Raw genomic sequence first — 14276 nt, forward strand, 5'->3', positions numbered from 1 at the left:
ATAAATAAATATTTAATTAAACTGTTCAATGAGAAAAATTCTATTGGTAATGCTGTCGGCTTTTCCGCTGGCATTACTCGCCCAAAAAAAGCCACTCGATCATTCGGTGTACGACCGATGGCAGAGTGTACAAAGTTCACAGATCAGTAACGATGGAAAGTGGGTGGTTTACCAGGTAAGCCCGCAGGAAGGCGATGCTGAGCTCATCATCCAGTCGCATGACGGCACTTATAAAAAAGTAATTGCCCGTGGTTATGGCTCTGTTATTACAAACGACAGCCGTTATGTGATCTTCAAGATCCGTCCGTTGTTTAAAGAAACCCGAGAGGCTCGCATTAAAAAGAAGCGTCCCGATGAAATGCCGAAAGACAGTATGGCGATTATAGAATTAGGCAAGGAAGAAATATGGAAAACAGCACGTGTAAAAACATTCAAAGCTCCCGAGAAGGGAAATGGCTGGTTAGCGTATCATTTGGATAAAGCATTGCCTGAAGCGCCTAAGCCTGCACCAAAGCCTGATTCGCTTACGCAAATTAACAAGATGATGTTGATGGCTGATTCGTTGTTGCGTGTTGCCGATAGTTTAAAGAACAAAGCAAACGAAGCAAAAACAAAAGGCTTAGCTGCATTGCAACCTCCCAAGCGTGATGCAAGACCAAATAATCGTCCTGCTGCAGATCCTGTTGAAGAAGGAACAGAATTGGTGGTACGCAATATGCAAACAGGCGAAGAGAAGAAGTTTGCATTGGTGAGTGAATATTATTTCAGCGAACAGGGAAATGTATTGTTGATTGAAACAACAAAGAAGAATGCTGATACATTAAGCAAGGCAACTGTTTACTGGATGAATACTGCAACCGGTAAGATTGATACGGTGTTGAAAGGATTTAACGATGCAAAGAATTATGCCATGGACGAAGCCGGTACGCAGGTGGCTTTTGTTGCAGAAAGAGATAGTTCAACCAAATCGCTGCGTAAGTTTTATAAGCTCTGGCATTATAAACCGGGTATGGACAGTGCCCGTTTACGTGCAGACCGTAACACTGCAGGTGTAAAGAGTGGATTAACGATCAGTCCTGATTATATAAACCGTTTCAGTAAGAACGGTAACAGGTTATTCTTTGGTTTGGCACCTATTCGTCAGCCAAAAGATACCAGCCTGGTTGAATTTGAAACAGCACGATTAGACATTTGGCATTACGACGATCTGGATTTGCAGCCGCAACAATTGGTACAGTTGAATGCTGAATTACGTCGCAGTTATGTAGCTGTACTCAATGGCGATGCAACAACAGTAACCATGCTGAGCGATGCAACAATGGATCGTGTAAGTCTTACGCCCGATGCAGATGCAGATGTGGCTGTTGGTTTCGACAGCAGACCTTATCGTAAACAAAACCAGTGGGAGCAACATAATTACAATGATGTTTACCTCGTGAATGTAAATACAGGTGAACGTAAACTGATCGGAAAAAAGATCCGCAGCGGTAATATTTCTCCAACCGGAAAATACATGGCCTGGTTCGATTGGAAGAAAAGCCAGTACATGGCGTATGACGTTGCAAGCGGCAAAACATCGGTATTAACTGCAGATGTTAAAGTGCCGTTGTATGATGAAGATGATGATCATCCCGACGATCCGCCGCCACATGGTACCATGGGCTGGCACGAAGGCGATGCAGCGTTATATGTGTACGATAAGTTCGACATCTGGAAGCTGGATATGACAGGTAAAAGCAAACCTGTAAATATTACCAATGGTATTGGCCGTAAAAAGCAACTCACCTTCCGTAACATCGATCTTGATCGTGATGCATTGTTTGTGAAAGATGGTGAAACATTACTGTTGAGCACATTTGATAATAAAGAAAAGGGCAGTGGCTTTGTTACACATAAACTCAGCAGCAGTTTCAGTTTAAACGAAAGCATTCCTGTAACATATCCGGCTTCTATCAATGGTTTTGCTGTGCAGAAAGCGAAAGATGCAGATGCCATCATCTACACTGCAGCAACACCGCAAGTAAGTGGTTCTGTATTTGCATCAACTATTGCCAATGCACAAAACCATACTGCAGCAAAGCAGTTAAGCTTCATCAACGAACAACAGAAAGACTACAATTGGTATACAGTTGAACTGCATAAATGGAAAATGTTCGATGGTAAGGAAAGCGAAGGTTTATTATTCAAGCCGGAGAATTTCGATCCCAACAAAAAATATCCTGTCATTTTTTATTTCTACGAACGTAACTCCGATACTCGTTACACTTACCGTACACCAGCACCAAGTGCATCAACAGTAAACATTGCCTACTTTACCAGCAATGGTTACCTGGTATTCGATCCGAATATTTATTACAAGGATGGAGAGCCGGGCGAAAGTGCTTATAACTCTGTGGTAAGTGCAGCAAAGTACCTCAGCAAGATGAAATTTGTTGACAGTACGAAGATGGCGATACAAGGACAAAGCTGGGGTGGTTACCAGGTTGCTTATTTAATTACACGGACAAATATGTTTGCAGCTGCAGGTGCAGGTGCGCCTGTTGCCAATATGTTCAGTGCGTATGGTGGTATCCGTTGGGGAACAGGTATCAGCAGGCAGTTCCAGTATGAGCGTTCGCAAACACGCTTAGGTGCAACGCCTTGGCAGCGACCTGATTTGTACATCAAAAACTCACCGTTGTTTAAAGCCGATAAAGTAAAAACGCCTTTACTGATGACACACAACGATAAAGATGGCGCAGTGCCTTGGTACCAGGGTATTGAATACTTTACAGCCTTGCGCAGACTGGATAAGAAAGTTTGGTTGCTGCAATACAACGAAGAGGATCATAACCTTGTTGAACGCAGAAACCGGAAAGATTTGTCGGTGCGTTTAGCTCAGTTCTTTGATCATTATTTGAAAGGAGCGCCGATGCCGAAATGGATGAAAGACGGTGTGCCTGCAACAGATAAAGGAATTGACTGGGGATTAGATATTGTAAAATAAACCCTTCATGCTACAAATAAGAAAGGCGCAATTGTTCGATTGCGCCTTTCTTATTTTCATTTATAATTATGCAGCCGTGAGGAACTTTACAAACCTGCGCTTGGCAATAGGTAAAAAGGTTTCTTCAATCGGGTAACTTAAATCGGTTTCAATACTGTAAACCGCAGGGTTGGGCAATTCTGTTTTATTGCGGATGAGTTCACTTTTGATATTCTGATAGGTATTGGCCAATGTGCTCATCCAGGTATCAACATAATTTGTTTTCAAGGTGCGGTATTGTTCATCGTGACGTTCAAAGAAGCTGAGCCTGTATTGATACACATTGGTATGTTTTACATTTGTATTCCGCAAAAACAGATAACCTTCTGTTGTGTCGAGCGGAATAATACCAATGGGATTAATTGAAATACTCTGCTCAACAAACTCATAAATTTCTGTACCGTTGTTGATGGTAGTTTTCATGCGATCGATAGAGTAGTGCATGATGGTTTCCAGTTCCTGCATCAGCTCATCATCTTCAATCATCTGCTCGTACAGCAGCTGCAGCTTTTCAATTTGTATACCGGTGAGTTTTTTCGGGAACTGTTCCTGCAAATACTTTTTGTTTTCACGAAAAGCAACAAGGTTGTTGTAATGGAAAATTACATCGGCCAGTTGGGGATAAAGCTTTGCCTGGTTAAAGTATTTGTTTACTTCCTGCAGATAGGCGAGCAGGGTATACTTTTTTAATTCAAAATCAATGAAGCCATCAGCAAACCAGGTTTCGGATAATGTTTTCATGTGATGATGTTTTTACCGGGTGATTGTTGCTTAAATTTACAAAAACACAATCTTTTTTAAAAACCTTGTTTTATGTTTAAACAAAAAATCATCAACCTGTCATCCTTATTAACAATTGCTTTATTGCTTGCATCCTGCAGCCGTACTACCTTTTACATTGTGCGCCATGCAGAAAAAGCTACCGCTAATGCCAACATGAGCAGCGATGTGCCGCTTTCAACCGAAGGCGAGCAACGGGCACAAAACCTGAAAGGATTACTGATCGATAAAAACGTGCAAACTATTTTTTCTACACCTTATATCCGCACCAAATCAACAGCCAAACCATTCAGCGATGCAACGCAGGTAGCGGTACAATTGTATTCACCAAAAGATACCGTAGATCAGTTTATTGCACGTATAAAAAATATTCAGAAAGGCAATGTATTAATTGTGGGCCATTCCAATTCGGTAGACGATCTGGTAAATAAACTGATGGGTCAACAACTCTTAACCGATCTGCCGGAAACGGAATACGACAATCTGTTTATTGTAAAGCGGAAAGGAAAGAAATACAGTTTCGAGCGGAAGAAATACTAAGCAGCGTATAGAACAACGTTTCTAAACTGATGTTGTTGAAGTTTAGTAAAAGCTCATGGGGACATTGATGGAAAGCAATAGCTTCTAATGCTATACGAAACGCTTCTACAAGAAGAATAAACCCAATGACAAATGATAATTTCTTATAAAAAAATGCTCTTTGGGGCAAGACTTACTCTTCTAGTTTGCATCATAGTTTCTTTGTGCTTGTATTTAACTTATAAAAGAACAATTGAAAATGAAAATCCAATTGATTATAGTTTAGTAAGCCAAAAACAAAGTTATTGGCGAGGTACAAATTATAAATTAGAAGTAATTTTTAATACTAGAAGACACCTTGTTTCTATTTCAAGGGCAATGTCTGATTCTATTGATATGGCAAAAATGCCCAAACTCTATTATAATAAGTTTACATCTTCAATAATCTCAAATTACCATAAATCAACCGCATTAAAAGTGATTTCTATTTTAAGTATTTTATTTTTTCTAAGCTTTCTGCTCAAAAATAAATATTAGAAAACAGCTCCAATAGGCGCATGTATATCGCTTATACTTTTCATTCGAAACAATGTCTTCTCAACGCAGTTGAATAGTATTGAAACTAAATGGATGGAGAGGCGTTTTAGGAAGTAAATTTCACTATCAGTTATATAACATAAACTAAAAACCCCGGCATGCCGGGGTTTTTAGTTTGTATGCAAAGATGAATTTATAAATCTCTGTCGGGATTGAAATTCTGCAGTTCGTTTGCAACAGCTGTTAAGAATGTTGCACCGAGGCTGCCATCGATAATACGATGATCGTAGCTCATGCTCAAATACATCATATGGCGGATGGCAATACTGTCGCCGTGCGGTGTTTCAATCACCACCGGTCTTTTTTTGATAGCTCCTACTGCCAGTACAGCTACCTGCGGCTGATTGATGATGGGTGTACCCATTAAACTGCCGAACGTACCCACATTGGTTAAGGTAAAGGTGCCGCCGGTTGTATCATCGGCTTTCAGTTTACCGTTGCGTGCACTGTCAGCCAGATTATTCACCTGCTTGGTTAAACCAACCAAATTCAACTGGTCTGCATTTTTAATAACCGGTACTATGAGATTGCCACTTGGTAAAGCCGTTGCCATACCAATGTTGATGTCTTTCTTTACAATAATTCTGTCGCCATCAACCGAGCTGTTAATGAGCGGATATTTTTTGATGCATTTTGCAATGGCTTCAATAAAGAGTGGTGTAAACGTAATTTTTGTGCCTTCACGTTTTTCGAACTCTTTCTTCATCTTGTCTCTCCACTGTACCAGGTTGGTTACATCCGCTTCGCTGAAGCTGGTTACATGCGGACTGATATGCTTGCTCTTGACCATGTGGTCGGCAATGAGTTTGCGCATGCGGTCCATTTCAATAATCTCCACATTACCACTGTAAACAGTTGGCGCAGTTGAAGGCGCAGGGGCAGGAGTAGCGCTGTTGTTATTTGCCGGTGTTTCAACCCTGTTCATCGGTACTACCAACACTTCTTCTTTTACAGAAGGCGGTGGCGTAGTTCCATTTTTACGGGTAGATACATATTGCAGAATATCCCGTTTGGTAACACGTCCATCGTTACCTGTACCGGGAATTTTTTCTAATTCAGCCATGCCAATACCTTCCTGTGCTGCAATGTTCAGCACGAGTGGCGAATAAAAACGAATACCGTTTGAAGGAGCACTAACTCTTGCACCGGCCGGTTGATAAGGGATGGCTACTTCATCTTCTGCCAGTTCGGCAACCGAATCAACAACAGGAGCCTGCACAGGCGCAGCTGCAACCGGAGTTGTTTCTGCGGCACCGGTTTTAATACGGGCAATAACAGCACCAATCGGCACTACATCATTTTCATTAAATAAAACCTCGCTTAAAACACCTTCGGCAGTACTGGGCACCTCGCTATCCACTTTATCGGTAGCAATATCAAGTACTGTTTCATCCATTTTAATACTGTCGCCCGGTTTTTTGTGCCAACGTAAAATGGTTGCTTCCATAATACTTTCACCGAGTTTGGGCATTACTAAATCAACTAAAGCCATAATGATTTAAAGTTTTTTTGTTTGTCAACCGGCAACAGTCCTGATATGAATCGGGATAACCTTATACAAACAATCGTTAATAGGCGTCAAAGGTAAGGATTGACAGTTTAATTCAAGGAATCACCCTTAATAAAACGATACAGGAGTAACATGGCATGTGCTGCCGTTAATTCTATATTCTTTAAGCGGTCGAACCGGAAATGTAATTTTTTGGCAAAGGCCTTTTCTCTTGTACCAACAGCCACCCATACGGTACCAACAGGTTTATCGTGTGTGCCGCCGCCCGGGCCCATTACACCGCTGGTGGCAATACCATAATCAGCAGACGTGGTGTTGAGCAAACCCGCCAGCATTTCCTTTACGGTTTCTTCACTAACAGCACCTTTTTCTTCAAGGGTTTGATGTTGTACACCCAATACATCTTCTTTTACATCGTAGGCGTAAGCGACGACTGTTCCTTTAAAGTAAACCGATGATCCGGGAATAGAGGTGAGCAGGTGGGCAATATAACCACCGCTGCAGCTTTCTGCTGTGGCCATTGTTTGATTTTTACTGAGCAGTAATCTGCCAAGCGCTTCTTCCAGGGTAATGTCTTCATTAATAACCATGTGCTCGGCAACCTGCTGCTGCAGTTGGGCAAACAGCTCATCCAGTTCTTTGCTGAGATGTTTTCTATCTGTGCCGTTGGCGGTTAAACGCAAACGCACCATGCCGTAGTTCGGCAGGTAGGCCAGTTTAATGTGCGGAGGCAATGCGGTTTCCCAATCGCTTATTTTATCTGCCAAAAACGATTCACCTACACCCGCTGTTAACAACGTTCGGTGCAGGATAAACGGCATTTGTAATTCTTTTTGCAGCAGGGGTAACACTTCATCGTGCATCAAACCTTTCATTTCGTGTGGTACGCCCGGCATCGAAACAAATATGCGGTCGCCTTTGCGGAACAGCATACCCGGAGCAGTCCCCCGTTTGTTCATCAACACCGTGCATACATCGGGCACTTCTGCCTGTTTCATGTTCCGGTCGATCATGGGTCGGTTCAGCTTGCGGAAAATAGCACTTACATGTTCCAGCACCTGCTCGTCCATGATCATTTTGCCACCAAAATAATCGCAGAGCAAAGGCTTGGTAATATCATCGGCAGTAGGGCCGAGGCCGCCTGTAATTAATATAATTTGTGCATGCTCACTTTCCTCATCTAATGCACGCCAAATATCTTCCCGGTTATCGCCAACAGCTATTCTGCGTTTCACCCACACACCAATTTTGTTCAGTTCCTGTGCCATCCAAGCGCTGTTGGTATCGATGGTTTGTCCGATCAATAGTTCATCTCCGATAGTAATAATGGAGGCAAAGATTTGTTGTTCCTGCATCTTGATGATTTAAGAAAAGTATGGTTGAATATGTTGCGCCAATGCTTCGGGCATTGTACTGCGGGCCATTGTTTTTGCATCGAGAAAATACAACACAATGCGACCGATAGTGAGCAGTTTGCCTTCTTCGTTGTACACTTCGTGATGAAATTCGATGCGGTGATCGGTGGGTAACTCCCGCAGTTGTGTTTTTATGGTGAGGAGATCATCGTACTTCGCCGGACGCAAAAATTTGGTATGCAGTTCCACAATGGGCATCACCACACCGCTTGCTTCCATTTCTTTATAGGTAAATCCAAGTTCACGTATAGCTTCTGCACGGGCAACTTCGAAATATTGTGCGTAGTTGCCGTGGTACACCACATTCATTTGGTCGGTTTCGGCATAACGTACACGTATAGTTGTTTCGCTGTTAAACATTGTTCGGTTACAACAGATAGGTTGCACTATTTATTTAATCAATCCATCCACGCTGGCTTTCCCCGGGCCGCACAACAGAATTACAAAGAAACCGGTTAAATACAATGCTGCAACTTCGCCTTTTGCAAACAAGGTACTGTTATGCGCCACAAAAAATGCATATCCCATTGATATTACAATCGGAACAACTGTAAAACGTGTAAATAAACCAATGGCTACAAAAATGGAACAGAAAAACTCTGCAAATACAACCAATGCAAGTGTGGCTGTACTGCCAATGCCAAAGAGATTAACAAAGTGATCTTTCTTATCGGCGAAGTTAACAAGCTTATCGTAACCATAGTTTACGCACAAGCTGATACCGAACACAAGACGTAATAATAAGAAGGAAATGTTAAAAGCTGTAGCTGAATAGTTGATGGACAAAAGTTTCTTCATACGAACGTTGTAGTTTAGTTGCTGTACAGGTAAGGCTTACAGCAGGGTTTTCTTCATGTATATTGATTTCGTTTGCGAAATTAACGGAACATGAACTTTTATCCACAAAAATCTGGAATGGTGTTTGAACGGTAACGGAGAGTTTACCTTTACCCGGTACAACAGACTTTAAGAGAACGGATAAAATATTTGCCAACGATGAACGTTTACCCGCTAATGAACAGCCGCATTACTTACATTCTGTTAATTGCTTTTTGCAGTTTTACGTTGCAGTTAACTGCACAAACAACCGCCATCAATAACGATCCGCATGCTCGCTTTAAACAGGCACAGGAATATTTTCTGAATGATCAATACAGTCTGGCATTGCCGCTTTTGCGTGAGCTGAAGCAGGAAGTGCAAACATCAACTGTGCTTAACAATGGTATACAGGTACAGGAAATTGACTATTACCTGCTGGCTTGTGGTCTGCAGCAAAACGATGAACGGGTAGTGGCACCCAGCCGTGAATTTATCACGGTTGTGCATAACCAGCCCCGCACACAACAGCTCAGTTTTCATTTAGGTAATTATTATTTCCGCAAGCAACAGTTTACCGATGCATTGGAGTTTTACGAGAAGGCAGACATTGCCAGCTTAAATAACGAACAGATATCGGAACAGAAATTCAGAATGGGTTACTGCTATTTTCATTTAAAGCAGTACCAGCAGGCGAAACCGCTGTTTAATACCATCCGTCAAATGCCGACGGATAAGTATTACCTCGATGCGAATTACTATTATGGTTTTATTGCGTACAACGATAAGCAATACAACGATGCACTGGGCTGTTTTGAAAAAGTAAAAGAACACCCGGAGTATGGAAAAATTGTTCCGTTTTACATTGCATCTATTTATTATTTCCGGGGTGAAAAAGACAAGGCCATCAAGATTGCAGAAGAGGCGGTGAAGCGTCCGAATATTTTGTACGATGTGGAGATGAAGCAGTTGCTGGGCCATGCTTATTTTGAAAAGAAAGAATACAAGAAGGCATTGCCACTGCTGGAAGAGTATGTCAACAAATCAGAGAAAGTTACACGCCAGGATTTGTATGAACTGAGTTATTGTTATTATCAAAACAATCAACTTACCAAAGCAATTGATGGCTTTAAACAGTTAAGTGGTAACCAGGATTCGCTGAGCCAAAGCGCCATGTATTTGCTGGGCGATGCGTATTTAAAAACCAACCAGAAAGAAAATGCACGGAATGCCTTTGCATTTTGTGCCGCCAACAGCAGTAACCAGCAGCAGCGTGAAGTATCACTGTTCAACTACGCCAAACTTTCGTACGAGTTAGGTTATCAAGGGGTAGCCATCAGTGAGTTTAAACGTTTCCTTAATGAATATCCCCGCAGTACGTACACCAACGAAGCAAAAGAATTGTTGGTAGGCCTGCTAACGGGTACGAGTAACTACAAAGATGCTATTACGTTGATGGAATCCTTAACCGATCCATCGGAAGCAACGAAGCGATTATATCCCCGTATGTTGTACGGAAGAGCAGCAGAGTTAATCAACGACGGACAGATGAACCAGGCTGAACAGTTGCTCGATAAAATTCTGAAAGATCCTTACAATGCTCCGGTGTTGCCTTTAACCAACTTCTGGAAAGGGGAGATCGCTTATAAAAATGATCGCCTCGATGATGCCATTCGTTTTTACGATAAGTTTTTACAAAGCGGCAGTGCAGGTATGGGCGAATCAACAACAAAGGAAGCCAACTATAACATGGGCTACTGTTACCTGCGCAAAGAGAACTTTATTGTAGCGCAGGGCTTCTTTCAAAAAGCAGTTGGACGTGTAGCGTTGAACGCTGCACCCATTGATCAGGATGCGTACATCCGCTTGGCCGATTGTTATTTTATGCAGAAGAATTACAAGCAGGCGTTGAGTATGTATCAGCAGGCGCTGGATTATTCCTGGCCCAATGCAGATTATGCACTCTATCAAAAAGCCATGCTGGCGGGTGTAAACAACAGTCGCTCAAAAATTGATCAGTTGTCGACACTTCAGCGTTTGTATCCACGGAGTAATTTGATTCCCGATGCAAACATGGAGATTGCCAAAACGTATATGGCGGATGAAAAATTCCAGGCAGCCATTCCTTTCCTTAACAATGTCATCAGTGCTCCGCAAAATACAGGCTTCAAACAAAGTGCATTGTTGCAGCTGGGTGTTTGTTATTTCAACTTAAACAAACGGCAGGAAGCGCTGGATCAATACAAAAAATTACTGCAGCAATATCCCAACAGTGAAGAAGCAGGTTTTGCGTTAGAAAACATCCGAGATATTTATGTAGAGATGGGCAAACCTCAGGAGTATGAAGCCTTCATCCGTTCTACCGGTAAAAATATTTCTGCAAGCGAAGCCGATTCATTGGCGTATGCAGCAGTTGAAGTAAAGATCAATAACAACGATTGTGCAGGCGCTATTGAGCAAATCACGAATTACCTCAACCGTTTCCCCAATGGCGCACATGCAATTGATGCATACTACAACCGCAGCGAATGTTATATGGCCCGTAAAGACTGGAAGAGTGCATTGCCCGGCTATGAATACGTCGCTAACCAGGGCGCAAGTCAGTATGCAGAAAAGAGTGCATTGATTGCGGCACGTTCGTATTACTTCGAATTGAAAGATTATGCAAAAGCACAACCGTATTACGATATACTCCGCAATATTGCCACCACCGACGACAGCAGACTCGAAGCATTGCGTGGTTCGTTACGTTGTCATTACCAGTTGAAAGAATACAAACAGGCTGCTGATGTGGCAAAAGATCTGCTGATTGCAAAAGGTGCCGGTAACGATGATAAAGCATTATCAAATTTGGTAACCGGCCGTAATCACCAGTTGAATAATGCATACGACCTGGCCATACAATCGTATCGTGCAGTAGTGAATCTGAACAAAGGCGAGTGGGCTGCAGAAGCACGTTATGAAATTGCAAAATGCTATTTCGATCTCAACAGTTTAACCAATGCAGAAAAAGCGGCGTTTGAAGTCATCAATAAAAGCGGATCGTACGATTACTGGGTAACCAAATCGTACATCATGTTGGGCGATATTTATTTCAAACAAAAAGATTTCTTCAATGCAAAAGCCACTTTCCAGAGTATTGTGGAAAATGCAACCAACCCTCAGCTGAAGCAGGAAGCCGAAGCCAAACTGCAGCAGGTGATAGAAGAGGAGAAGAAGAATTCGAAGGTTGATGGTTAAGATGGAAGTACGAGATACGAAACCCACCGTCTGACGCCCACGTCTGACGGAGTAAAAAAGAGTAAAAGAATTAACAGAAGCAGCATAAAGCAATAACAAACATGCACAGACTCAACATATTTCTTTTTGTTTTTTGTTTGATGACAGCGACTGCGTTTGCGCAGGATACATCAAAGAAAAATTCGGTTGAAATTATTTCAGCATTCAAGCCGGTATTAAAAAATGCGGTGAAGCTGAATTTTATTGCAACTCCACCGGCACCCGATACGAAAGCTCCGGCGTTAACGTACCAGATACCGGTACAGAATTTATTTTTTAATCTGCAGCCGGTTGGTTTAAAACCTATGAACCTGCAGATAGATTCAGCAGGTGAGGCACATAACAGCAATTATATCAAGGCCGGTTATGGTAATTACAATACTCCATTGATTGATGCCGGTTTTTCAATCGGCGACGGAAAGAAAACCAACTTCACCATTTTTGCCAATCATTTGTCGCAAAGGGGAAAGCTGCGTGTACAACGTTTCAGCAATACTTCGTTTTCTGCAAACCTCAATACCATTTTAAATAATGTTGAAGTGTATGGTAAGGCAGGCTATCAGAATCAAACCTATTACCTGTATGGGCCAGATCCATCGTTTATTAACAGCAAAGACGATTCGTTAAAAAAGCCTTACCAAACCATCAACATCCGTGCAGGCGTGCGCAATGCATTTGTAAACAGGTTTGGCATCAGCTACAATCCCGATCTTAACATCAATGTGTTTGGCGATACACGCAGCACCGAAACAAACGGTGTTTTGGATGTGCCAGTAGAAGTACGTTTTGGTAACAGCTTTGGGTTACTGGTGAGAGCCAATGCCGATCTTACAACATATACACCAACCGGCGGTACTACATACAGCAACAACCTTTTTTTCCTGAATACGGCGGCTATGCTCAAAACATCGAGACTGTACATTAAAGGAGGTATCCGTCCAACATGGGATCAGGGTAAGCTGAATGTATTGCCCGATGTGTTGGTAGATGCGCATTTACAGGAAAAGAAAATCATTCTTACTGCAGGTTGGAGTGGCTATGTACGAAAGAACAATTACATGTTCCTGGCATCGAAAAACCCATGGATCAACCAGCCAACATCACAATACAACACACGTATTACCGAATTATATGGCGGTTTCAAAGGAACATTGGCTAACTCGTTTAACTATCGTGTTACCACAGGATTTACTGAATACCTGAACCTGCCTTTGTTCAGCAACCATATTACACCTGCTTTGTTTGAAGTGGTGCGTGAAGGAAAGCTGCAGGCATGGCACACGCAGGCCGAAATGGGATTTGTGCTGCAGGATCAGTTTAATGCCAGCGCTAAAATTGATATTTATAATTTCCTCCGCATACAGGATGAAGCAAGGCCCTGGCATATTCAGCCCATTGAGTTTACAACAGCTTTACGCTGGCAGCCATCGAAGAAAATTATGGTGAAAACCGACTTGTTTGCTTGGCAAGGAGCGGCTTACCGTAAAGATCTTGCCGGTAACAGCGACCGTTTGCCCGCTGCTTTCGATTTAAATGCCGGATTTGAGTTTAAAGTGCACCCGCTCATCAGTGTTTGGGGACAGTTCAACAATATCTTCAACAATACCTACCAGCGCTGGAATAATTACCAGGTGGTTGGATTTAACTTACTTGCAGGAATAAGACTTACTTTTGACCAAAAGCAATAATAAGCAGATGGTGGAGTTGGTAGCACAGTACCTCACTTTTAATAAACAGGTTTCAATAAAAGATGTCGGAACATTTTCGGTAGAAGAGTTGCCGGCCCGTCTTGATTTCCCGAACAGGTTACTGCATGCCCCGGAGCATATCCTTCATTTTAATACAAAGTGGAGCGAGGATGAGCTGTTTGAACAATGGCTGCAAAAGCAGAGTGGTGCGTCTCAGCAGGAAGTACAAGAGCAGCTGCAACATCTTTCCGATTTATTTCAGCGTACATTATCTGAGGAGAAAAGGTTTGGGTGGAAGCGCATCGGTCAATTTTCAAAAAACGAGCAGCAAATAGCGTTCGTTTCCGAGTTTGAAGCAGCTAAACGTGCGCCTGTAACCGCCGAAAAAGTAATTCGTAAAAATGCGCAGCATTCTATACGTGTAGGCGAACAGGAAAAAACGAATGTAGAGATGGAGGAATTACTGCAAACCCAATCAAGGAAAACCCTCAATTTATGGTGGCTGTTTGCTTTGGCATTGTTCTTGACCGCTTTAGTTCTTATTTTGTTCACCCTAACGAATCATTCACCGCAATGGAACAGGCAGGGAAACAGTCAAAAACTAAAACTGAACGAGATGCCTGCATTGTATAAAAGCCGATAACCCT

11 protein-coding genes are annotated in these 14276 nt (G+C 42.3%); 6 read left to right on the plus strand and 5 right to left on the minus strand.

Translation table 11 applies throughout. The features are described from left to right. Nucleotides 1–28 precede the first annotated feature (28 nt). Nucleotides 29–2986, plus strand: coding sequence for a S9 family peptidase (locus IQ13_RS02140; protein ID WP_144884034.1), 2958 nt, complete (start codon nt 29–31; stop codon nt 2984–2986). Between the two features lie 66 nt (nt 2987–3052). Here IQ13_RS02140 and IQ13_RS02145 read toward each other — a convergent pair whose 3' ends face one another. Beyond that, a complete protein-coding gene (locus tag IQ13_RS02145; RefSeq protein ID WP_144884036.1) occupies nt 3053–3766 on the minus strand; it encodes a hypothetical protein in 714 nt (237 codons plus the stop codon). A gap of 72 nt (nt 3767–3838) precedes the next feature. Between IQ13_RS02145 and IQ13_RS02150 the strand changes: the two genes are divergently transcribed. Both IQ13_RS02150 and IQ13_RS02155 read left to right on the plus strand, forming a co-directional pair. Further along, complete coding sequence (locus IQ13_RS02150; protein WP_144884037.1) at nt 3839–4345, plus strand: SixA phosphatase family protein; 507 nt, start codon at nt 3839–3841, stop codon at nt 4343–4345. Nucleotides 4346–4477: 132 nt separating this feature from the next. After that, nucleotides 4478–4861: a hypothetical protein gene (locus IQ13_RS02155; RefSeq protein WP_144884039.1), complete on the plus strand. Its 384-nt coding sequence runs from the start codon at nt 4478–4480 to the stop codon at nt 4859–4861. A gap of 193 nt (nt 4862–5054) precedes the next feature. Here IQ13_RS02155 and IQ13_RS02160 read toward each other — a convergent pair whose 3' ends face one another. The 4 genes from IQ13_RS02160 to IQ13_RS02175 all read right to left on the minus strand — a co-directional run bounded on the left by IQ13_RS02160 (nt 5055) and on the right by IQ13_RS02175 (nt 8644). Beyond that, nucleotides 5055–6413, minus strand: coding sequence for a dihydrolipoamide acetyltransferase family protein (locus IQ13_RS02160; protein WP_144884042.1), 1359 nt, complete (start codon nt 6411–6413; stop codon nt 5055–5057). Nucleotides 6414–6520: 107 nt separating this feature from the next. Beyond that, complete coding sequence (locus IQ13_RS02165) at nt 6521–7786, minus strand: competence/damage-inducible protein A (RefSeq protein ID WP_144884044.1); 1266 nt, start codon at nt 7784–7786, stop codon at nt 6521–6523. Between the two features lie 9 nt (nt 7787–7795). After that, entirely contained in the window at nt 7796–8206 is a 411-nt protein-coding gene (locus tag IQ13_RS02170; RefSeq protein WP_144884046.1) for an acyl-CoA thioesterase, read from the minus strand. 30 nt (nt 8207–8236) lie between these two features. After that, entirely contained in the window at nt 8237–8644 is a 408-nt protein-coding gene (locus IQ13_RS02175) for a DoxX family protein (protein ID WP_144884048.1), read from the minus strand. Between the two features lie 198 nt (nt 8645–8842). Here IQ13_RS02175 and IQ13_RS02180 point away from each other — a divergent pair, with 198 nt between their 5' ends. From IQ13_RS02180 to IQ13_RS02190, 3 genes are all read left to right on the plus strand, one after another. Then, entirely contained in the window at nt 8843–11902 is a 3060-nt protein-coding gene (locus IQ13_RS02180; RefSeq protein ID WP_144884050.1) for a tetratricopeptide repeat protein, read from the plus strand. A 101-nt stretch (nt 11903–12003) separates the two neighbouring features. Further along, nucleotides 12004–13629, plus strand: coding sequence for a hypothetical protein (locus IQ13_RS02185; protein WP_144884052.1), 1626 nt, complete (start codon nt 12004–12006; stop codon nt 13627–13629). After that, on the plus strand, nt 13613–14272 hold the full coding sequence (locus IQ13_RS02190) for a hypothetical protein (protein WP_144884054.1): 660 nt from the start codon (nt 13613–13615) through the stop codon (nt 14270–14272). Before IQ13_RS02185 ends, IQ13_RS02190 begins: the two co-directional genes overlap by 17 nt. The last annotated feature ends 4 nt before the right edge of the window (nt 14273–14276 follow it).

This window comes from Lacibacter cauensis (genome assembly GCF_007830055.1).
Lineage (GTDB): Bacteria > Bacteroidota > Bacteroidia > Chitinophagales > Chitinophagaceae > Lacibacter > Lacibacter cauensis.